Here is a 21404-nt window from a genome sequence, read left to right as displayed (position 1 = left end):
AACTGGACCTTGCACAACCCTCTCACCGGTTTTCGTGAACATCCGCCCAGCGTGACCGGTTCGCCCAGGGAGATGGCGTTCAGGGCCGACGCGGCGCGTGCGCCTCAGGGCGGTACCCGTCCGCCTGCAGGGCGAACAGCCGGGCGTACTCCCCCTCGCCAGCCATCAGCTCGGTATGCGTACCCCGCTCCACGATGCGCCCGTCGGCGAGGACCACGATGAGATCCGCCTCACGCACGGCACTGAGCCGATGGGAGATCAGCAGGCTGGTCCGCCCGGACCTGTGCCGACGCAGATCGGTGTGCAGGTCGTGCTCGGCCTCCGCGTCCAGCCCCGTGCTCGGCTCGTCGAGGATGACCAGATCGCGATCTTCTCTCAGGTAGGCACGGGCGAGCGCGATCCGCTGCCACTGCCCGCCGGAGAGCAGGACGCCCGTCTCCGGGTCATCCTCGCTCGAACCGAAGAAGGTGCGGCTCAGCATCGTGTCGTAGCCGCGCGGGAGGCTTTCGAGCGCCTCGTCGATCCCGGACAGGGTGGCGGCGGTACGGATCCGCTCCCGATCGGACATGGCGGAGACGTCACCGACGCCGATGTTCTCCGCGGCGGTGAAGTCGTAGGCGACGCAGTCCTGGAAGACGGCCGCCATCCGCTCCCGCAGCTCCGCCGGGGCGATCTCACGGATGTCCACCCCGTCCCAGAGCACCGCGCCCCGCTGCGGGTCGTAGAACCGACAAAGCAGCTTGACCAGTGTCGACTTGCCGGACCCGTTGAGGCCGACCAGGGCCAGCGCGGTGCCGTGGGGCAGGAAGAGATCGACTCCCCGCAGCACCCACGGGTGCGAGTCGTCATAGCGGAACCACACGTTCCGCAACTCGATTCCGCGCCTCAGCGGCACGGCCTGCGAGGGCTTCTCGGGGATCGGAAGATCAGGTTCGGCCCGCACCACCTCGCGGTAGTGGCCGAACATCAGCAGGGCCTCGTATATCCCGCCGAGGGATCCGACGAATTCCGCGAGACCGAACTGCACTCCGGCCACGGCGGCGATGAACACGGCCACGTCGCCGATCGACAGCAGGCCGCCGGCCGTACCCGCCACCACCCAGATCAGCCCGGCGCCCGCGGTCACCGCGCTGAGCGCGCTGAGCCACGTCTGGACCTTCAACTCTCGCACGTCGACGGCGCGTTCGCTCTCCTGGGCCGCTCGCACATCGGTCATCAGCCGCCGCCGGAGGAAGTCGCCGAGCCCGAACAGGCGGACCTCCTTGGCGGAGTCGAGGCTGGTGAGCAACCGGCCGTAGAAGACGGTCCGGCGGCCGAGCGGGCTGATCCGCCACAGCGTGCCGGCCCTGAGCCGGCTCAGGAACAGTTCGGCGAGAACCGTCGGTACCGCGGTGAGCAGCACCACGACGGTCATAACCGGACTCAGCAGGGTCAGCGTGACGACGAAGCCGACGACCGTGATGACCACCCGCAGCAGGGAGATCGCCGGCAAGACGATCTGAATGGCCGCCGTCTGCCCGGCCTGTTCGGCCAACCTCAGTCGATCATGGAAAAACGGGGTCTCGAAGCGGATCAGTCCGGTGAAGCGGTTCACCGCGGCGAACAGCTCGTCGCGGGCGAGCAGATCGACCCGGCGGCGCAACTGGGCGTCGAGATAGCGGCCGAGATGGGGAAGAGTGGCGGTCAGCAGACCGGTGACGGCCAGCCCGGCCGCCAGGGCGACCAGCAGCGCCTGGTCATGCCGCGGGCCGCTCAGTTCGTCGAGGAGCAGCTTGGTGAGCCAGGCGCCCGCGACGGGCCAGGTACCCGACAGCACCGCCATCGCGACGGAGCCGAACAGCACCTTCGGTCCGGATCTCCAGACCAGCGCCCACGCGGCGACGGCCCGCTCCCAGAGCGTCCCTGCCGCCGCGCTGTAAATCCTGTTCGGCTTGTCCGGAGCCGAACCGTTCGCCTGGTTTCGCACGCGGTTTCGCACGCGACGGATCACGCCGGAACCGGCCGGTCCAGGTTCGCCACGGAGATGGAGGTGACCCGCACGACTCCGTCGGAGGCAAGGTAGAAGTTGGGGAAGAGCCTCGCCTGGAACGCCTTTTCGATCGGACCGCCCCATGGCTGGCGGACCACCTGTGCGACCGGGCGCAGCCCCTCGACGAGTTTCTCGGCCTTGGGGGTGTCGCCCCCCATGATCACCACAACCGCGGCGGAACGGTCGACGCCCCGGTCGCCGAGGAATCGGAGGAACCTCGGCATTTCCTCCAGACAGACCACGCATTCGGTGGAGAGCAGGGCCAGGACCTCTGGGGGAGCCGCCTGGCTGTTGACCGTCTCACCGTCGACCGACTCGGCGTCGAATGCCGGAAGCGGCGTCCCCTCCCGCAGCAGCGACTGGGCCGGATCGCCGTTCTGTAGCGCCGCGAACTGTTCGGTGTGCTCTCGCAACCGGCGGATCACCGCCATCGTGAGCAGCAGATCGACGGCGCACAGCAGCCCGACGAACACCATCCCCGCGATCAGAAACGGCACTCTGGATTCCTTTCAGGATCAAGCCGGCCCAGAGGCCGGTGCGAACAGTGACGCGAGGTCGTCGGTGAACAGGATCCCGACGACGATCACCGCCGCGGCGGCCACGGCGATCACCGCCCCGCCTGGAAGCAGGTCGGCGCCGGCGCCGATGTGGGCGACGGCACCGGCCACCGCGACGGTCATCAGTACCGCGTTGCGCACCAGGTGCGCGCGGCTGACCGGCGCGTCGGACCAGCCGAAGCAAGCGCAGGAGACCGGCACCGCCCGGCCAGTGCCACGTACTCCATCTCGTTCCCGCCGGATGACCGTGGAGATCAGTTACAGCAGTCGTAGCACTCGATCTGGCATCCCGTCGCCCTGCTGCACCACTTGTACTGCGCCGTACGGTCGCCGTAGCGGTAGCAGTAGTGTTCGCAACCGCTCCAGTAGCCGATGTACCTGCCTGAGCACAGCGAGGCCGCGGCAGCGCTGGTGCTCGGCAGCAGCAGCCCGAGCAGCCTGTCGCCCAGGGAGTTCATCTTCCCGATCATGGTTCTCCTAACGGATCGACCAACTCGCCCGCCCGATCGAACGAGCGCGGGACCCGTGGCAGCCATCACCCTCAATGATCCGCAGACCACGGTTCCCCGCGAGCGTCCCAAGCGCCTCTACCGGATCGCTACCGGGTCACTACCGGATCACTACCGGCGTCACCGTCGGCGGTGCGAGGGGAGACGCCGTACCACGACGCCGACCAGGCGCTCGACCGGCAGGAAACCCCAGGATCTGGAGTCGTAACTGTGCCGCGCGTCCCCGAAGACCACAAGGCGGCCGGTCGGGACCGGAGTTCCCGCCGGTCGGCCACATGCCTCCTCGGCGGCCCGTGGCAGAGGATCACCGGGTACCGCGACCACCCGCTTGATGCTCCGGCTGTTTCGCACGGGACCCGCGCTCGGCGGCGGCGCGTCCCAGCCCGCCTCGGACGGCGGCGTCCACAGGACCACCACATCACCCCTGCGCGGCGTCCGGGCGCCCCCCGTGCGCACCAGAACCCGGTCGCCGTCGAGGAAGGTCGGGTGCATGCTGGCACCGTTGACCGTGACGATGAGATACCGGCGCCGTGCGGCCACCAGACCCGCGACCGCGGTGACCGCGACGGCCGCACCCGCCAGACGGTTCAGCATGGCGCGGGCAGCACCTGGGCCACCGGCACCTCGGTCAGGATGGCGTGCTCGACGTCACGCAGTTGCGGACCCGGGTCGATACCAAGATCCTCCTTCAGCAGAAGGCGGGCGTTGTGGAACACCTGCAGCGCCTCCGCCCGGCGGCCGCAACCGTACAGGGCGATCATCTGCAACACGCGTAGCCGTTCGCGCAGCGGATGAGCGGTGACCAGTCGCTCCAGTTCGGTCGCGACCTCCGCGTGCCTGCCGAGCATCAGTTCGATATGCGCGCACTTCTCCAGCGCGACCAGTCGTTGCTCCTCCAGATGGGTGGCTTCCGCGACGAGCCCGGGGACGCCGTCGATCGCCCGGCCGAACCAGCGGGCCAGAGCGCCGCGAAAACAGGTGGTGGCCTCGAGCAGGTTGCCCGCCGCGACGGCGGACGAGGCTTGCTGGACCCCCTGCTCGAAGAGCCCGACGTCGATCTCTCCCGGCTCGGCGTACAGCATGTACCCCGAGGACACCGTGTTGATCCGCTCGCCCCCGGCCGCCGGACTGTCCAGCAGTTGACGCAACGCCGACACCGTTTTCTGGATCTGTGCCTGCGCGGTCGGTGGCGGACGGTCACTCCATACGACGTCGACCAACCGGTCGACCACCACGACCCGGTTGGCGCTCAGTGCCAGAGTTGCGAACACCGCGCGCTGGCGGTGCCCCCGAAACCATTCACGGCCGGCCACGCCGCGGACCTCCGGCGGCCCCAGCAGTCGAAACTCCATCTGCACCCCGCAGGAGCTCGCGTATTTGAAATTATAAAAAAGGGTCAGTTTCCCTGACATAACCCGCTAATCCGGGATTATGCATTATGGCCCCTCCGGATCACCAGTGAAACGCAAGTGGAAATGTAATCTCCGCCCTAATGTCATGCAACCGATACGTTCTGTGGCGTCCCAGCGCGGGCTAAGCATCACTAGACGGCGCCGAGGCTCGGAGCGGCCGGGAGATAGGGCATCCTCCCGATGTGGGACCGGGGGCCTTAGGACGAATCTTGAGTGTGTAAGGAAAGCGCCACACCAGGAAGGAACCCCCATGGGTCCCGAGCTTCAGCTCCAGATGATCACCCAGAAGACCGCCGAGCTCCGCGAGCAGGCCGACAGCCACCGCCTCGCCCGCGAGGCTCAGCAGACCAGGAAGGCCCGCTCGGGTGGCAAGCGCCGCAGGGGCCTCCTCAGCAAGATCATTTCGGCATGACCACATCCCGAGAGCCCGGCCGCCTCCTTGCGTCCGGCCGGGCCTCTCTGCCGCCGTAGGAGATCGATTTCACCGCACGAAAAATAGGGAGAGTGCTACCGGTAAGGCATGACATGCTGGCAGACATGGTGGGTCGGGCGGTAAGCCCCGTCTTCGTAGGACGGGAGGCGGAACTTGCGGATCTGACCGAGGCATTCGAACAGACACGGAAGAACGCGGCGACGACGGTGCTGCTCGGCGGCGAGGCCGGCGTCGGCAAGTCACGGCTGATCGGGTGTTTCGCGGAACGGGCCTCGGCCGACAGCGCCCACGTGCTTAACGGGGGCTGCGTGGAGCTGTCGACCGAGGGCTTCGCCTACGCGCCGTTCACCGCGGCGATCCGCCAGCTCGTCCGCGAGTGCGGTGCCGAGGAGGTCGCGGCGCTGCTCCCCGAGGGAGGGGCACGCGACCTGGCCCGGCTACTGCCCGAGTTCGGTGAGCCGAGCGGCGACACGGAGAGCGACACCGCCCGGGCTCGGCTCTTCGAGCAGGTTCTCACCCTGCTGGAACGGCTCGCCGAGAGCCGGCCGGTGATCCTCCTCATCGAGGACGTCCACTGGGCCGACAGCTCCAGCCGCGACCTGATCGCCTTCCTCAGCCGGAACCTGCGCGCCGCACCCGTGCTGATGGTCCTCACCTACCGCTCCGACGAGCTCCACCGCCAGCATCCGCTCAGACCGGTGCTCGCCGAGCTCGGCCGGCTGGACGGGGTCCTCCGGATGGACCTGCCCCGGCTCACCCTGCCGGAGGTGGCGGACCAGATGGCCGGCATCCTCGGCACCGCACCCGAGCCCGCCCAGGTGAACAGGGTTTTCCGGCGCAGCGAGGGCATCCCGCTCTTCGTCGAGGCGCTGATGGAGTGCGGCGGCGACTGCACCTTCCCCGACTCCCTGCACGACCTGATCATCGGCTCCGTCGAGCGGCTCCCCGAGGAGACCCAGCGAGTGCTGCGCATCGCCGCGGCCGGCGGCATCCGGGTGGGCCACGCCCTGCTCGCCGCGGTCGGCGGCCTGTCCGACGTCGACCTCGACGACGCGCTGCGTACCGCGATCGCGGCCAACGTACTGCAGGTCGCCGACGGCCACGCCTATGTCTTCCGGCACGCGCTGATCCGCGAGGCCGTGCACGACGAGCTCCTGCCGGGTGAGCACGTACGGCTGCACGCCCGCTTCGCCGAGGAGATCGGCAACGACCGCGCGCTCGTCCCGCCCGGCCGGGCCGCCATCGAGATCGCCCACCACTGGCACGCCGCCAGAAACGACCTCTGGGCCCTCATCTCCGCCTGGGAGGCGGCGAGCAAGGCCGCGAAGACCTTCGCCTACAACGAGATGATGCAGCTGCTTGAGCGGGTGCTCACACTGTGGAGCAAGGTCCCCGACGCCGCCGAACGCATCGGTGTCGACCACACCACGGTCCTGGAGCGCGCCTCGGAGGCCGCGAGCGCGTGCGGGGAGGTCGACAGGGGCAGCAAGTTCGTCAAGGCCGCACTGGACGAGCTCGACGAGCGGACCGAGCCCGCGCGGGTGGCGGACCTGCTGGTACGGAGGTCGCAGTTCAAGAAGGCCAAACGGAAGCCGGGGGTGCTCGACGATCTCCGCTACGCCGAGCGACTGGTCCCCGAACCGGGGCTGGACCGCGCCGAGGTGCTGTCCAAGCTGGGTGCGTACCTGATGTTCAGCGGCGAGCTGGACGAGGGTACGGCGCTCACCGAGGAGGCGCTGCGGATCGTGCGTGAGTACGGCGAGGAGCCCCTGGAGGCCGAGCTGCTGCTCAACCTCGCGCTGGGCGACTCGATCGCGGGACGCGTCGACGCCGTGGCCCGGCTCAACGCGAGAGCGCAGGCGATCGGCAGGCGCGTCGGCTCCGGCGGCAGCGTGCTGCGCGCCCTCGCCAACAACGTGGACGCGCTGAACAGCATGGGCCGCTCCGCCGAGGCGATCGAGCTGGCGCTCGAAGGGGAACGACTGGCCAGGAAGTACGGTCTCTACCGGGTCCAGGGCACGTTCATCGCCAACAACCGGGCCGAGGCTCTGGACGCGCTGGGCAGGTTCGAGGAGGCGGCCCAGCTGGCCGAGCAGGCCCTGGGCATGGACCCCATCCTGCGTACCCGCCACCATCTGCGGCGGATCCGCGCCGACGTGGCGCTCGCCCGGGGCGAGACGGACGTGCTCAGAGCCGTCCTGAACGAGGTGGGCGCCTTCGGCGTCGCCTCGGAGGAGTTCACCCAGGAACTGAGCGCCAACTCCCGGCTCCTGATCGGCCTGCACATGCTCGACGGGGAGCCGCTGGCCGCACTGGAGGTCGCCGAGCGGGTAGCCCGGGAGGCACGGATCATGAATCCCATGCTGGGCTGGCGGATGCTCGACCTGCTCGGAGGGGTCTGCGAGACGATCGGGGCGTTCGCCCCCGAACGGGTGGCGGCGCTGCGCGCCCGCGTCGAGGAGGCGGCGGCCGCGATGACCGTGGACAGCCCCGTCTCCGAGGCCTACCGGCTCGGTATCGCCCGCGACCACGACGCCGCGGCCGCGGCCTGGGGACGGCTGGGCCGTCCTCTTCCGCAGGCGAGGTCACTGCTGCACGCCGGACGGGCGGCGGCCGGTGCAGGCGATCGCGACGGTGCCGCCGACCGGCTGCGCACCGCCCATCCGATCGCCGTGGCGATCTCCGCCCGGCCGCTGGCAGGCGAGATCTCCGCGCTCGCCCGCCGGGTGGGGATCTCCCTCACCGACCGGACGGGGAGCGAGGAGCAGTTGCTGACCCCGCGCGAACTGGAGGTGCTCCGGCTGGTCGCCCGGGGACGGTCCAACCGCGAGATCGCCGCCGAGTTGTTCATCTCGGCCAAGACCGTGAGCGTCCATGTCTCCAACATCCTCGGCAAGCTGAGCGTCTCCACCCGGGGCGAGGCGGCTGCCGCCGCCCACCGCCTCGCCCTGATCGGCTGACCACCCCGCCCCCGATCACCAACCCAGCCGCACGACACCATCAACGCCCTGATCGGCTGACCACCCCGCCCCCGATCACCAACCCAGCCGCACGACACCATCAACGCCCTGATCGGCTGACCACCACGCCCCCGATCACCGACCCAGCCGCACGACACCATCAACGCCCTGATCGGCTGACCACCCCGCCCCCGATCACCAACCCAGCCGCACGACACCATCAACGCCCTGATCGGCTGACCACCCCGCCCCCGATCACCAACCCAGCCGCACGACACCATCAACGCCCTGATCGGCTGACCACCCCGCCCCCGATCACCAACCCAGCCGCACGACACCATCAACGCCCTGATCAGCTGACCACCACGTACGGCCTCGATCACCAACCCAGCCGCACGGCACCATCAACGCCCTGATCGGCTGACCACCACGTACGGCCTCGATCAGGCCAGCAGGGGTTCGAGCAGCAGGATCACGCCGAAGACGGCGAACGCGGCGGCGGCGCCGTACCTGATGATCTTCTCCGGCAGGTGCTTGCCGAGCATCCGTCCGACCAGGATGGCCAGGGCGTCGGCGGCGACCATGCCGACGGTCGAGCCGACCCAGGTGCCGAACCAGCCGTGCTGGGTGGCGAGGGTGATGGTGGCGAGCATGGTCTTGTCGCCCAGCTCGGCGAGGAAGAAGGCGACGGTCACGGCGATGATCGCCGATCGGGTGGTGCGCTGCGCCTTCTGGGCCTCCTCGTCCGTCAGCTCGTCCCCGCGCAGCGTCCACAGCGCGAAGCCGAGGAAGGCGATTCCGGCGATGATCGTGATCGCCGTGGTGGGGAGAAGGTCACCGGCCAGCCCGCCGACACCGACACTGACCAGGTGGACCACCGCGGTGGCCAGGGTGATTCCGGCGAGGACCGGCCACGGCTTGAACCGGGTGGCGAAGGTCATGGCCATGAGCTGGCTCTTGTCGCCCAACTCCGCGACGAAGATCACAACAAGGCTGATCCAGAACGCTTCCAATGGAGGGTGCCCTTCCCGCGCGTGCGGCCGGGCTGAAGGGGGCACCCGGGGAGTTTCGGGCACGACTTCGGCCCGGCGGCATCGATGATTGCCTGCCAGGCCGAAGGTCTCGTCCGCCCCGGAGCCGTGTGAGAACGGCCGAATCCGAGGCCCGCGCGACCGGGCGCCCTGGGGCGCCAGTGTGTCGATCACGCGATTGGGACTACTCCCCTTCGGGTGTTTCCATCAGACCATAGCAGCCGGGGCAGGATGCTCGTTCCCGGCTCCTGCCCCTGCCCCGGAGACCGACGCCTTCGCAGGTCAGCCCCCAGGCAAGCCGGCTCCTCAGAGCTCAGAGGCGAGTGCCGACCATCACGGGCTCGTTGACGAGGGTGACGCCGAATTTCTCGAAGACCCCGTCCCTGACCTCGCGGGCGAGATCGAGAAGCTCCTCGGTCGAGGCCGACATTTCCGGATTTGTCATTGCAAGGGTGTGCTTAGTGGAGATGCGTGCCGGACCGCGCCGGTATCCCTTCGGGAACCCGGCGTTCTCGATCAACCATGCCGCCGGGACCTTGACCGCCCCGTCCGGCATGTCCCAGCGGGGGAACCCCGGCACCCGCAGCTCCAACTCGGCGGCCTGTCCGCCGGTCAGGATCGGGTTGGTGAAGAACGACCCCGCGCTGCGGGTGTCCGGGTCGGCCGCGTCCAGGACCATGCCCTTGCCCGCGCGCAACTCCAGCACCGCCGCGCGAGCCCGCGCCGACGGTACCCGATCGCCCAGCGCGACACCCAGCCGGACCGCGAGCTCCCGGTAGGCGATCGGACCGGACAGCGCGTCGCCGGCCAGCTGGTAGGTGACCGCGAGCACGACGTGCCGCCCGAGTTCCTGCTTGAACGCGCTGTGCCGGTAGGCGAACCCGCACTCCCGCGCGGTCAGGTCCCGCACCTCGCCGCTCCGGCGGTCGTAGACCCGGACAGCGATGATCGTCTGGGAGACGTCCTGCCCGTAGGCGCCGACGTTCTGGATCGGTGTGGACCCGACCAGCCCGGGGATGCCGGACAGGCACTCCACTCCCGAGCGGCCCTCCGCCACCACGCGCTCGACCAGTGAGTCCCAGTCCTCGCCCGCCTGCGCGGTGACCCGGTCCCCGTCGATCTCGACGCCCTGGGAGGCGACCCGCACGACCAGGCCGTCGAACCCCTCGTCGGAGACGACCAGGTTGCTGCCGCCGCCGAGCACGAGCACCGGCTCGCCCGCCCGGTCGGCCTCGGCCACCAGTTCGACGATCTCCTCGGCCGACCCGGCCTCCACGAACGCCCTGGCCTCTCCGCCCAGCCCAAGCGTCGTGTACGGCGCCAGCCGTACCCCTGCCACCCGCTCCGTCATACGCTTCCCCACACCCGGCAGAAATCCGCGACCAGCCTACGGGGAGCGCAGCAGCCTCAGCACCCGGTCGTAGGTCCGCCGCGACTCCCTGTCGCGATATTCGGGGTCGACGTCGTCCTGACCGCGGTGCCGCTCCTGATGAACCGGGAGGTCCTTGCCCAGGCCGACCAGGATGCCGGGGAGCCCGAGCGAGAACTCCAGGTCGGCGTTGCGGTAGTAACGGGCCTCGGTGGGGAAGCCGCCCGCGGCGAGCACCGTGTCGCGCCTGACCGCGATCAGGTGGCCGAGCAGTGCCCGGACCTCGCCCGGCTCGGCCTCCAGCCACTCCTGGCCGTCCTCGCGAGGGTTCACCCCCTTCCAGCCCGCCGCGGTGACGTCGTCGTCCAGCGCCTTGACCAGCGGGGTGATGGCGTCGCCCGCCAGGATCATCGAGGTGTCCATGACGACGTGCACGTCAGAGGTGTCGAGGCGGAGTAGCTTGTCACGGCTCTCCCCCCACCCGGCGGAACCGTCCCTCCAGTGCGGGAGCTCGGCCACATGCCATGCCTCCACCCGATGGGGGAACTCCCGCACCAACTCCTGCAGGACGGCTCCGGCTCCGTCCAGGTTCCCCAGGTCGAGGGCGAGGATCCTGGCCTCCGTACGGGCGACCAGGGCGCGTACGCACTCGCGCAGCTCTTCCGGCCGGCCGTCGACCAGCAGCGCGACGGTCACCGTCGAGTGCGCGGCCCTCGGCTCCTCGACCTCGGCGGGGGCGACGATGGTCTCGTCGAGCCGGGAGACCGACAGGCTGGCGTCCCAGAGCAACTGGGAGGAGACCATCCACTCGGGATGACCGTGGAGATCGTCCGACCGGCCGACCAACTCGGAGCCCTCGGGCCTCGGCCGGGGTGCCGCCTCGGTCGCGGCGACCCGCTCCGCGTCCAGGGCTCCGAGCCGCCCGGGGTGACGCCCCGGATCCGCGGCCTCGGCGACCTGTCCGGCATCGGCGGATCCGTCCCGCCCCTGGGCCGCGCCCTCGGTGCCGGTGTCCGCGGAGGTGCCCGGCCGCGCACCGGAACCGCCCCGCCCGGCCTCTGAGGAACCCTCGCGCCTCCCGGCAGCCGAGGCGTCCTCGGGCAGGGAACGGAGCGTGGGCCACACCTCGAAGGGGGGGACGGGGATGAGCTCGAAGCCGACCGCGGTGTCCTGGACGAGCCAGCCCTCGGCCCTGATCTCGTCACGGAGCGCGTCGGCCATGACATGGTCGTGCTCGGCTCGCGCCCTGGCCCACCGCTCGGCCAGGTCGGTCACGTCAGGTGATACTTCGCTCATGCTGGGGACGCTACCCACGGGCCGGGAGAAGATTCGGCCCCGGCCCGCGAGCATGCCGCCGCCCGACAGGACCTAGGACAGCTGGACCACCGCGCGGGCCTTGGACAGGACCCGGGAGTCGTTGGACTTGGCGGTCAGGACGACCACCACGCGCTTGTCCTCAAGCTTCTCCTCGATGAGCCCGCTCACCGTGATCACGGCACCATGGTCGTCGTCCGGGACGACGACCATGGAGGAGAACCGCACCCCGTAGTCGACGATCGCGCCCGGGTCGCCCGCCCAGTCGGTGACGAACCGTCCGCCCTGGGCCATGGTGAACATGCCGTGGGCGATGACGTCCGGCAGCCCGACGGTCTTGGCGAAGCGCTCGTTCCAGTGGATGGGGTTGAAGTCGCCGGACGCCCCGGCGTACATCACCAGGCCGGCGCGGCGCACCGGGTATTCGACGGGCGGGATCTCCTGACCCGTCTCGACCTCGTCGTACTTGACAGTCGCGGCCATCTCAGCCCGCCCCTCCACGCTCGACGATGGTGCTGTAGGTCGTGCACACGGGCTCGCCGTCGACGGTGCTGACCTCGCTCCTGACGGTGATCATCCCGTTGCGGCCGGCGCTTCGGATGTCGGTCACGGTGGAGACGCTGACCAGTTCGTCCCCGGCGTGGATCGGCCGCCGGTACTCGAAACGCTGCTCGCCGTGGACCACCATGGCGAAGTTCAGGCCGAGCTCGGGGTCGGTCAGAATCGACCCCCCGGCCAGGCCGAACACGATGGGGAAGGTCGGCGGGGCGATCACGTCGGGGTGCCCGGCCGCCTGGGCGGCCTCCCGGTCCCGGTAGATCGGGTTGTCGTCGCCGATCGCGGCGGCGAACTCTTTGATCTTCACGCGGCTGACCTCGTACGGCGAGGAGGGCGCGGACGCCCGCCCGACGAAGTCACGGTTCAAGGCCATCGTGCTCCTTTGCGGATACCGAGCCGGCGAGGCCGGACCGGTGAGTCAGGCCGACAGTAACAGAACAAGATTCCAGGGTGTGCCCTCGGGGCCACCAGGAAACCGTAGCCCGAAGCCACCACGGCCCCGCCTGTCCGCCACGGTCAACAGCCGACCGGAAAAGCTGTGCGGATACGACAAACCGGCGCCCGCCTGAGGACGCCGGTTTTCGTGGAGTATGTGCGTGCCCATCCAGACACTCATCTCCCACCGGAGCGGGAGGCTTCGCGGACTAGCGAGTCTCGCGGTGCGCCTGGTGCGTCTTGCAGTTCGGGCAGTACTTCTTCAGCTCAAGCCGATCCGGGTCGTTGCGCCGGTTCTTCCGCGTGATGTAGTTGCGGTGCTTGCACTCCTGGCAGGCCAGCGTGATCTTCGGCCTAACGTCGGTGGCAGCCACTTGGGAGTGCCTTTCTACGTTCGGGACAGTGGACAACCCACGACAGAGCCCCTCTTAGAGGAGAGGACCCCGGTGGGTAGTAGCGGAGGCCGGACTTGAACCGGCGACACAACGATTATGAGCCGTTTGCTCTGCCTGACTGAGCTACTCCGCCTTGAGGCCGATGAAATCGACCGACCTCGCAAGGATACCCGACCCGCAGAGTGCCTGCGTACTTGTGCAGGTCAGGGCGACCTCTTCTGGGTTACCCCAGTATGCCCGTTCGTGCGTCGGGAACCTTGAGTGTTTTCTGGCCGACTTAAAGGCCAACCAAGCCGAAAGCCCCAACCCGAAGGTTAGGGCTTTTAGGCTGTTGAGCCCCTTTACGGAATCGAACCGTAGACCTTCTCCTTACCATGGAGACGCTCTGCCGACTGAGCTAAAGGGGCCTGTCCGTGTCGCTCTCGCTTGCGGACAGGTGTAACCATACACGGCTCCGGAGCGGGATGCGAAATCAATCGAGGACCGTCCGGATCACCACACCTCCTCCCCCGAGGATCCCCCCAAACCGCCGCCGGCGCCCCGGATCCGGGAGCCCCCGGCGGCCACCACGACGGGCACCACGACGGGCACCACGACGGGCACCGGGCGACAGCGGAGGCGCGTCCTCGCCGCGTCCGCCGCGTCGGAGCCGATCGCACTACCAAGTAGCCGCCAAGTAGCTCATAAGAGGGTTGCCGCACCGTGGTGGGGTAAGCGCCCGCACCGCCTAAGGAGCCCCCGAGATGAACCCGGAACTGCTGGGATTCCAGATCACCCACCGCGCCATGCGCGCCGACACCCGCCGCCTCGCCGACCTCATGACCCAGCTGACCGAGGGACGGCAGGTGACCGATCCGGCGCGTGCCCGCGCCATCGCCGAATTCATCACGATCCTGAGCCAGGGCATCCACCATCACCACACGATGGAGGACGAGGTGCTCTGGCCCGTCCTCGAACGGTCCGCCGGAGTCGAGCTGGACCTGCGCGACCTCAGTGACGACCACGCCGACCTCGACCCGCTGCTGGCCGAGATCAACGGCCAGGCCGCCGCGTTCGCCTCGACCGGCGACGCCTCCGCACTCGCCAAGTCCCTCACCCGGCTGGCCGACATGCTCGACGAGCACATCACCGAAGAGGAGCGGCTGCTCTTCCCGATCATCAAGAAGTACGTGTCCGTCGCCGACTGGGAGATGGTCGAGACGGCGGTCCGCAAGGGCGGGAACGTCAAGATCGACCTGCCGAGGATCGAGCAGTACGCCAGGCCCGACGAGCTGGCCCGGCTGCGCAAGCTCGCCGGTCCCATGCTGACGCTGATGCTCTCCCTGTTCCGGCGTGGCCACCGGCGCCGTCAGCGGCTCGTCTTCGGCCCGCTCGCCGACCTCTGATCCGGGCCGCACTCCCATGCCGTCCCGGAGCGCCTGCCGCGCGCCATGAGCCGGATCATGCCCACGGATCCGTGGGTGATCCGGCGCTGGGCCCGGTGTGCCCGCTCCCGCCCCGAGCGGGCCGCCTACGCCCGGTTCGAGCCTCCCGCCGGACTCTGCCCCCCACTCCCCGCGAGTGCCTCCGCCGCCCTGCGCGCCCAGTGTGGCGAGCCGATCCGCTCGGCGACCCGCACCGCCTGCTGGTAGTGGGCACTCGCGTCGTGTCCGAGGAAGGCCGCCAGGTCGCCCAGGATCAGGGCGACCGGCCCCAGCGTGATCGACCCGGAGTGCATCCCGGCCAGCTCGCCGTCCCAGGGCAGCAGCGTCCGGTAGCAGCCTTCGGCCACCGCCAGGTCGCCCAGCGCGATCGCGCTCTCCCCACGCAGTCCCTGCCAGAGGAGCCAGTAGTAGTCCCGGTTGGGCTCCTGGTCGGGCTTCCAGTAGAAGCGCGCCTCGTCCACCCTGCCCTCGGCGACCAGCGCCCGGACGACGATGTCCGCCAGCCCCTCGGGAACGAAGGAGTACAGCGTCAGCAGCTCCGTCATGTCGTGCGGCAGGCCGCCCGCCAGCCGGGCCACGAACCGGCCCATGGCGCCGATGATGCCGGCGACGGCCCCGCCCGCGGCCACCATCCGCTCACCGATCGCCAGGTAGGACCGTTCCGCGCCCTCGAAGTCGCCCTTGATCAGCATGACCAGCGTGTCGAGCATGGACAGCACGCTCAGCGCCAGTCCGAGCTGGCCGGTGGTGGAGTGCTCCAGAGCGCGGTCCGCGTGCCGCCTGGCCGCGGCCAGGTCGCAGCGGCCCAGGCTGACCATGAACAGGGCGTGGTGCCCCTGCATGGCGTACCCGGGCAGCCCGTCGCGGTCGCCCAGCCTGACCAGCTCCTGGCCCAGCACCTCCAGCTCGTCACGGCGGTCCGGGGTCAGCAGCACGAAGTAGCGGGCGTTCAGGGCCAGGCGGACGAGGTCGCTGCGGCCCAGCCGCCGGGCGATCACGACCGCCTCGGCGCTGTAGGCCAGGCAGCGCTCGTCGTCGTGCCCCTCCAGCTCGAAGACGAGCGTGGCCAGCAGCCGGCAGCGGGTCTCGTCGTCGGCGCCGTCCAGCGCCTGCACCAGCGCGTCGACGAGCGGCTGGTCCACCTGCCTGTTGGGCTGGATCGACCAGGTCACCGGGGCGTCGTAGGCGGTCAGCGCCCGGTTCAGGCCGCCGCCCAGCCGCCGCGCGAGGGCGATGGCCCGCTCCCGGTTCTCCCTGGCGGCCAGCACGTTGCCCTCGTGCGCCTGGACCTGCACCAGCGAGCAGAGCAGGTCGAACCGGAGCGCGTCGTCGTCGGCGAGGTCCAGCGCCCCCCGGTAGAACGTCCCGGCCTCCCGGTAGGAGTGCATGCCGCGCGCCTGCTCGGCCGCCGCCCTGGCGTAGCAGACCGCCCGCCCCGCCGAGGCCGGGGCGGCCGCGGCGAGCGCGTGGTGACCCAGCGCGGTGATCTCTCCCGGCCTGACCCGTTCCAGTGCGCCGACGACCCTGCCGTGCAGGCGCATGCGGCGCAGTCCCGGCGTGTCCTCGTACAGCGTCTCCCTGACGAGCACGTGGGCGAAGCGCACCCGGCCCGGCGCGGGCTCGGTCAGCAGCCCGGTCAGCACGCCCGCCTCCAGCCCTTCGAGCACGGTGTCCTCGTCGGAGCCGTCCAGGGCGAGCAGCACGTCGACGTCGACGTCCCGCCCGATGATGGCCGCGTCCCGCAGGGTTCTCTGTGCCACCGCGGGCAGCCTGGCGATCCTGCGCCTGATCAGGTCGCGCACGCCCGGCGGCAGCGCGCGGGCGGCCGAGGTGCCGTCCGTGGTGATCAGCCGCGCGGTCTCGCAGACGAACAGCGGGTTGCCGCCGGTGCGCTCGGCCACGGTCCGCACGGTCGCCGCGTCCACCTCCCGGCCCGAGCGGTCACGCAGCAGCAGCGCCACGTCCTCGTCGCCGAGCCCGTGCAGGTCGAGCCGGTGGGTGTCGCGCCCGGCCAGGGCTGCCCAGGTCGCCCCCAGGTGGTCGACGGCCTCGGTGGGCCGGTAGGTCGCGACGATCATGATGTCGGCCTCGGCGACGCCCGTGGCGAGGTGGCGCAGGAGCTGGAGCGTCTCGCTGTCGGCGCGGTGCACGTCCTCCATGACCACCAGCAGCCGGGCGCCCTGCCCGACGATCCAGGACAGGTAGTCGCCCACCGCCCGGGCCAGTAGGAACGGGCCCGCCGGTAGGGCGTCGTCGTCCAGCAGCGGCGCCAGCCGGGCGGCCAGGTCGTCCTGGGGCGGCCGGTCCGCGGCCAGGGCGCGCAGCACCTCGCTCCACGCCCAGGCGGGCGGCGCCCCGCCCTCGGTCTCCGGGCACTGCCCGGTCGCGGTCAGCCAGCCACGTGCCGCCTGCCGCCTGACGAAGGCCGCGGCCAGCGCGCTCTTGCCCGCTCCGGGATCTCCGCCCAGCCAGACCGTGCGCAGCCCGCCCCGGTCGGCGACCGCCTGCAGCGTCGCCATCTCCCCGGTACGGCCCACGAGGTCGGGTACGGGGACGGTGGCGAGGTCCGGCGTGTCCAGGTCTCGCTCAGGCCTGTCCTGCCCCGGCTCCTCCACGGCGGCCCCATCGGCACCGGAGGCGGGCGTGGCCGGGCGGTTCAGTGAGTCGGCGTGGGTGAGGATGTCGCCCTCCAGCGCGCGCAGCGCGGGACCGGGGTCCACCCCCAGCTCGTCGGCGAGGGTCTCGCGGGCCTTCCTGATCGTGGCCAGGGCATCGGCCTGCCGACCGGCCCGGTAGTAGGCCAGGGCGAGCAGCCGGACGGCGTTCTCCCTGAGCGGATGGGCTCGGACGTGCTGCTCAAGCTCGATCTCGGCGTTGCGGCCGAGCACCAGCAGCGCCTCCGCCCGGTGCTCCACCGCGACCAGCCGCAACTCGTCCAGCCGTACGGCCTCGGGCTCCGCCCATTCGTCGTCGGCGAACTCCGCGTAGGCGGGCCCCTGCCAGAGCGCGAGTGCCCGGTCCACCGCCTCCAGGGCCCGCGCCCCGTCTCCCGCGGCGAGCGCGGCCCCTGCGGTGTCGACCAGGCGGGGGAACAGCCAGGCGTCCACCCGTTCGGGCTCCAGCCGGAGACGGTAACCGGGTGCGGCACTGACCAGCACCGTGGCGGGCGTGCGCGGCAGCCGTCCGGGTTCGAGCACCCGTCGCAGGTTGGACACGTAGACCTGGAGGGCGGCCAGCGCCTTGGGAGGGGGTTGCCCGCGCCACAGGTCATCGATGAAACGATCGGTGGAGACCACGTGCCCACCCGCCGCGACGAGCCTGGCCACCACGGCCCGCTGCCGGGAGGTGCCGAGGTCGACCGGATGACCGTTGATCTCCGCCTGAAGCGGACCAAGAACTCGCAACATAGCAAAGGGCAGGATAAGCGCCCTCGGACTGCTTTTGGTGAACATTGGGAGCAGAATGCTGCAAGACCGTCGTAAGGAAACGATCCGGGCGCTCGACGAGAGCGACCGGCCACACCTGTACTGGCACGGGGTGGACGACGACGGCCACGTATGGCTGTTCGAGACCGTCATCGACAGCGGCGGGGAGTACTGGCCCGTGCGCCACGCCGAGCTGGGCTCGGACGGCGTGGCCCGCACGTACTCGTGGAACCATATCGAGGACGAGCACGGCTTCCTGGCCGAGGGCCCGATCTATCCCGGCGACTTCGGCCTGAACTCCTTGACCTCTGAGGAGTTCGAAACCCTGTGGGCCGCGCTCAGCGGGCGATGAGATCTTCCCCTGGAGGGCTCCTCCCGCCGACCGGGCAGGGCCCTCGGGGTGGCCGGAGCTGTCGGGCAAGCTCGAATCCGGACATTTGCTGGCTACACATGAAGCTAACGGCCAAAAAGCGCATATAGCATCTCTTTCTATTGATTTTCGAATGTTTTCGATCACTACTCGGTAGTAGTTCCGGCCCCGCCGTAAGTCCGACACATTGAGATGACAAAGCGGGTTATTTCGCATATAGGCATGGGGGTAGGTTGCTCGCATGAGCGGAACGCCCGGCCTGAGAATGGCAGCCTCGGACATGACCGCGCTGAGCCTGTGGACCGCCGACGCGGTGGTGCTGTTCGACTGGCTCATCAACGTGGACCTTGACCAGATCCCCGTCCAGCACCTGGCACAGAAGCAGGCCCTGATGGACCTCCTCCAGCAGCTCGACCGGAGCGTCCCCGGCTACACCCACGCCGACATCGAGCAGGCACATCGGTTGCTGACCCGCGAGATGGGCCTGTAGTCCCGCCCGCTCCCCACCTCCGGCGCTGGACACCCACCCCGTAGCGGCTCGCCGGGGTGTGCCGCGTGAACTCCGGCAGATTTTTCCGCACGGATGTCCGGCAGAATGTCGAGAACGGCCGGCTCTGCTTCTACCTGTGGGTGAGAGCGCCGAGGACGGCGCTCGAACGTGAGGAGCGAAGACGTGAAGTACATGATGTTGATGCAGTTCAGCGGGCAGATGACGGACGAGGTCCCGCCGATGCACACCTGGCCCGTCGAGGACGTCAGGGCCCACATCGAGTTCATGCACGACACGAACAGGAAGTTCACCGAGACCGGGGAGTTCGTGGACGCGCAGGGGCTGGCGGCCCCGGACCAGGCCAGGATCGTCCGGGGCGGCGCGGGCGGCGCCGCCGTCGTCACGGACGGCCCCTTCCCCGAGACGAAGGAGTTCCTGATCGGCTACTGGATCATCGACTGCGACAGCCCCGAGCGCGCCGTCGATCTCGCCGCCTACATCTCGGCCGCGCCCGGGCCCGGCGGCAAGCCGCTGAACATGCCGATCGAGGTGCGCGAGGTGATGTCGGCAGCCCCACCCGAGGAGCTGTGACCGCTGGACAGCCCGGCCATCGACGACCTGCTGCGCCAGCTGGTGCCGCAGGTCGTCGGCGTGCTCACCCGCCGCTTCGGAGACTTCGCCGCCGCTGAGGACGCGGTCCAGGAGGCGCTGCTCGACGCCATCGCCCAGTGGCCGGCGGAGGGCGTACCCGCCAACCCGCGAGGATGGCTCATCCAGGTCGCGTACCGCCGGATGACCGAGCAGGTGCGCAACGAGCAGGCCCGCCGCCGCCGGGAGGAGCTGGTGGCCACGCAGGCGCCCGCCGAGCTGCGTACCGCCCCGCCGGCGGACGACACGCGCGCGAGGGACCGGGACGACACGCTGACCACGCTGTTCCTCTGCTGTCACCCCGCGCTGACCCCGGCCTCGGCGATCGCCCTCACCCTGCGGTCCGTGGGCGGCCTGACCACCGCCGAGATCGCCAGGGCCTTCCTGGTACCCGAGGCGACCATGGCGCAGCGGATCAGCCGGGCCAAGCAGCGCATCAAGGCCTCCGGCATCCCCTTCGGCATGCCCGCTCCCAAGGAACGGGCGCGGCGACTCGGCTCGGTGCTGCACGTGCTGTACCTCGTCTTCAACGAGGGCTACGCCAGCAGCGCCGGCCCCGACCTGCAGCGCGTGGAGCTGTCCCGCGAGGCGATCAGGCTGACCAGGACGGCTCACGACCTGCTCCCCGACGACCGCGAGGTGGCCGGGCTGCTCGCGCTGATGCTGCTCACCGATGCCCGGCGCCCCGCGCGGACCGGCGCGGACGGCGCCCCGATTCCGCTGGCGGAGCAGGACCGGAGCCTGTGGGACGGCGAGGCGGTCGCCGAGGGGATCGCGCTCATCACCGACACCCTGGCCAGGGGTGCGGTCGGCCCCTACCAGCTCCAGGCGGCGATAGCCGCGGTCCACGACGAGGCGCCGACGGCCGGGGAGACCGACTGGCCACAGATCCTGGCCCTGTACGGCCTGCTGGAACGCATGTCCGACAACCCGATGGTCTCGCTCAACCGCACCGTCGCCGCCGCCATGGCGCACGGCCCCGCGACCGGCCTGGAGATGCTCGGCGAACTCGAAGACCGCCTGTCGGGACACCACCGCTTCCACGCCGCCCGGGCCCACCTGCTGGAGATGGCCGGTGACCTGCGGGCGGCCGTCGACGACTACCGCGCGGCGGCGAGCCGCACGACGAGCGCCCCGGAGCGCGACTACCTCACCACCCGCGCCGCCCGGCTCAGCGCCGCGGACCACCCGGACCTGCGGGCCTGAGCCATAATGAGGCCATGTCCCCACGCCCGCGACCGGTCCGTGCCACTCCGGCGACCTGCCCCTGCGGGCTGCCCTCGGCCTACGACGACTGCTGCGGCCGGCTGCACCGTGGGGAGACCAGGGCGAGCACCGCCGAGCAGTTGATGCGCTCCCGCTTCAGCGCGTTCGCCGTTCACGACGAGGCGTACCTGCTCCGCAGCTGGCACCCCACGACCAGGCCGCCCGGCATCGACTTCGACCCCGGGCTGCGCTGGGTGTGCCTGGACATCCTCGGCGGCACCGAGGGCGGCCCGTTCTCCACCGCGGGCACCGTCGAGTTCCGCGCCCACTACACCGAACGCGGCCGTCCGGGCGAACTCCGGGAGAACAGCCGTTTCGTACGCCACGACTACGCCTGGGTCTACCTCGACGGCAATATCAGTAAATAAAAAGACATCTTTAAGAGGGCGATTTATCCGGAAAAATCGCCATCAATCCGTATGATCGCTTCATGCGATCGGGATACAACGAGGCACTGGCGATGCTCGGGTACGTGCTGGGCGCCCTCGCCGCGACCATGCTCGGCCAGTGGGCATACGAGAGCCACCGGGAGTCGCTCGGTGAGGCCATGACCGTATCCGGCCTGCTGTGCCAACTGGCGTTCTTCTTTGGGCTTGTCCGCCTCGCTTTCCGAGGACTTCGCCGCCTCGCCCGCACCTCCGCGCGAGCCCATACCTCCGCGCGACTTTCACCGACATCGAAATCATAAGAAACCCGGCTGTCCCAACCGGCAAGGGCCTCGGCGTCCCCCCGGAGGGGAATTACCTCTTTTCATCCACTTACTTCAGATAAAACAGTCA

The 21404-nt window shown here is 69.9% G+C and carries 22 protein-coding genes and 2 tRNA genes; 9 read left to right on the top strand and 15 right to left on the bottom strand.

Features of this window, described 5'->3' with window-relative positions:
* Positions 1-79 precede the first annotated feature (79 nt).
* The 6 genes from ACQP0P_RS05820 to ACQP0P_RS05795 all read right to left on the bottom strand — a co-directional run bounded on the left by ACQP0P_RS05820 (position 80) and on the right by ACQP0P_RS05795 (position 4447).
* Positions 80-1978, bottom strand: coding sequence for an ABC transporter ATP-binding protein (locus tag ACQP0P_RS05820; protein ID WP_433371904.1), 1899 nt, complete (start codon positions 1976-1978; stop codon positions 80-82).
* Positions 1979-1986: 8 nt separating this feature from the next.
* The gene (locus ACQP0P_RS05815) at positions 1987-2526 is read right to left on the bottom strand and encodes a TlpA family protein disulfide reductase (protein WP_433371901.1); all 540 of its coding nucleotides are present in this window, start codon (positions 2524-2526) and stop codon (positions 1987-1989) included.
* An 18-nt stretch (positions 2527-2544) separates the two neighbouring features.
* Positions 2545-2787, bottom strand: coding sequence for a hypothetical protein (locus ACQP0P_RS05810; protein ID WP_433371898.1), 243 nt, complete (start codon positions 2785-2787; stop codon positions 2545-2547).
* A 53-nt stretch (positions 2788-2840) separates the two neighbouring features.
* Entirely contained in the window at positions 2841-3056 is a 216-nt protein-coding gene (locus tag ACQP0P_RS05805; protein WP_433371895.1) for a hypothetical protein, read from the bottom strand.
* A gap of 159 nt (positions 3057-3215) precedes the next feature.
* Complete coding sequence (locus ACQP0P_RS05800; protein WP_433371892.1) at positions 3216-3689, bottom strand: S26 family signal peptidase; 474 nt, start codon at positions 3687-3689, stop codon at positions 3216-3218.
* Positions 3683-4447, bottom strand: a complete 765-nt coding sequence (locus tag ACQP0P_RS05795) for an AfsR/SARP family transcriptional regulator (protein WP_433371889.1) — start codon at positions 4445-4447, stop codon at positions 3683-3685. The genes ACQP0P_RS05800 and ACQP0P_RS05795 overlap by 7 nt, the downstream gene beginning before the upstream one ends.
* Before the next feature lie 310 nt (positions 4448-4757).
* Between ACQP0P_RS05795 and ACQP0P_RS05790 the strand changes: the two genes are divergently transcribed.
* Together ACQP0P_RS05790 and ACQP0P_RS05785 are read left to right on the top strand one after the other, a co-directional pair.
* Entirely contained in the window at positions 4758-4919 is a 162-nt protein-coding gene (locus tag ACQP0P_RS05790) for a hypothetical protein (RefSeq protein WP_433371886.1), read from the top strand.
* Between the two features lie 125 nt (positions 4920-5044).
* Positions 5045-7900 (top strand): helix-turn-helix transcriptional regulator, encoded by a 2856-nt coding sequence (locus ACQP0P_RS05785; RefSeq protein WP_433371883.1) that lies wholly within the window; start codon positions 5045-5047, stop codon positions 7898-7900.
* Positions 7901-8343: 443 nt separating this feature from the next.
* On the opposite strand, the gene ACQP0P_RS05780 is transcribed toward ACQP0P_RS05785, so the two are convergent.
* The 8 genes from ACQP0P_RS05780 to ACQP0P_RS05745 all read right to left on the bottom strand — a co-directional run bounded on the left by ACQP0P_RS05780 (position 8344) and on the right by ACQP0P_RS05745 (position 13409).
* Positions 8344-8913 carry a TMEM165/GDT1 family protein gene (locus ACQP0P_RS05780; protein ID WP_433371880.1) on the bottom strand — a complete coding sequence of 190 codons (570 nt, stop codon included), beginning with the start codon at positions 8911-8913 and terminating at the stop codon, positions 8344-8346.
* Positions 8914-9244: 331 nt separating this feature from the next.
* Entirely contained in the window at positions 9245-10282 is a 1038-nt protein-coding gene (locus tag ACQP0P_RS05775) for a UDP-N-acetylmuramate dehydrogenase (protein ID WP_433371877.1), read from the bottom strand.
* Between the two features lie 36 nt (positions 10283-10318).
* Entirely contained in the window at positions 10319-11596 is a 1278-nt protein-coding gene (locus ACQP0P_RS05770) for a hypothetical protein (protein ID WP_433371875.1), read from the bottom strand.
* 72 nt (positions 11597-11668) lie between these two features.
* Positions 11669-12097: a MaoC family dehydratase gene (locus tag ACQP0P_RS05765; RefSeq protein ID WP_433371872.1), complete on the bottom strand. Its 429-nt coding sequence runs from the start codon at positions 12095-12097 to the stop codon at positions 11669-11671.
* Position 12098: 1 nt separating this feature from the next.
* Positions 12099-12545, bottom strand: coding sequence for a MaoC family dehydratase N-terminal domain-containing protein (locus tag ACQP0P_RS05760; protein WP_433371869.1), 447 nt, complete (start codon positions 12543-12545; stop codon positions 12099-12101).
* Positions 12546-12816: 271 nt separating this feature from the next.
* Positions 12817-12981: a 50S ribosomal protein L33 gene (gene rpmG, locus ACQP0P_RS05755; protein ID WP_030921771.1), complete on the bottom strand. Its 165-nt coding sequence runs from the start codon at positions 12979-12981 to the stop codon at positions 12817-12819.
* Positions 12982-13061: 80 nt separating this feature from the next.
* A tRNA-Met gene (locus ACQP0P_RS05750) sits at positions 13062-13135 on the bottom strand.
* Between the two features lie 201 nt (positions 13136-13336).
* Positions 13337-13409, bottom strand: a tRNA-Thr gene (locus tag ACQP0P_RS05745).
* A gap of 336 nt (positions 13410-13745) precedes the next feature.
* Between ACQP0P_RS05745 and ACQP0P_RS05740 the strand changes: the two genes are divergently transcribed.
* Complete coding sequence (locus ACQP0P_RS05740; RefSeq protein ID WP_433371866.1) at positions 13746-14387, top strand: hemerythrin domain-containing protein; 642 nt, start codon at positions 13746-13748, stop codon at positions 14385-14387.
* A 125-nt stretch (positions 14388-14512) separates the two neighbouring features.
* On the opposite strand, the gene ACQP0P_RS05735 is transcribed toward ACQP0P_RS05740, so the two are convergent.
* Positions 14513-17833, bottom strand: coding sequence for a BTAD domain-containing putative transcriptional regulator (locus ACQP0P_RS05735; RefSeq protein ID WP_433371863.1), 3321 nt, complete (start codon positions 17831-17833; stop codon positions 14513-14515).
* A gap of 55 nt (positions 17834-17888) precedes the next feature.
* Between ACQP0P_RS05735 and ACQP0P_RS05730 the strand changes: the two genes are divergently transcribed.
* The 6 genes from ACQP0P_RS05730 (at position 17889) to ACQP0P_RS05705 (ending at position 21313) form a co-directional block, all read left to right on the top strand.
* The gene (locus ACQP0P_RS05730; RefSeq protein ID WP_433371860.1) at positions 17889-18203 is read left to right on the top strand and encodes a hypothetical protein; all 315 of its coding nucleotides are present in this window, start codon (positions 17889-17891) and stop codon (positions 18201-18203) included.
* Between the two features lie 259 nt (positions 18204-18462).
* Positions 18463-18711: a hypothetical protein gene (locus ACQP0P_RS05725; protein WP_350918036.1), complete on the top strand. Its 249-nt coding sequence runs from the start codon at positions 18463-18465 to the stop codon at positions 18709-18711.
* A gap of 192 nt (positions 18712-18903) precedes the next feature.
* On the top strand, positions 18904-19302 hold the full coding sequence (locus ACQP0P_RS05720) for a YciI family protein (protein WP_433381711.1): 399 nt from the start codon (positions 18904-18906) through the stop codon (positions 19300-19302).
* Positions 19303-19344: 42 nt separating this feature from the next.
* Positions 19345-20565, top strand: a complete 1221-nt coding sequence (locus ACQP0P_RS05715; protein WP_433371857.1) for an RNA polymerase sigma factor — start codon at positions 19345-19347, stop codon at positions 20563-20565.
* A gap of 14 nt (positions 20566-20579) precedes the next feature.
* Positions 20580-20993: a YchJ family protein gene (locus ACQP0P_RS05710; RefSeq protein WP_433371854.1), complete on the top strand. Its 414-nt coding sequence runs from the start codon at positions 20580-20582 to the stop codon at positions 20991-20993.
* A gap of 62 nt (positions 20994-21055) precedes the next feature.
* Complete coding sequence (locus tag ACQP0P_RS05705; RefSeq protein ID WP_433371851.1) at positions 21056-21313, top strand: hypothetical protein; 258 nt, start codon at positions 21056-21058, stop codon at positions 21311-21313.
* The last annotated feature ends 91 nt before the right edge of the window (positions 21314-21404 follow it).

The organism is Streptosporangium sp. CA-115845, assembly GCF_050943795.1.
GTDB lineage: Bacteria > Actinomycetota > Actinomycetes > Streptosporangiales > Streptosporangiaceae > Streptosporangium.
This window is presented reverse-complemented; position numbering and strand designations above follow the sequence as displayed.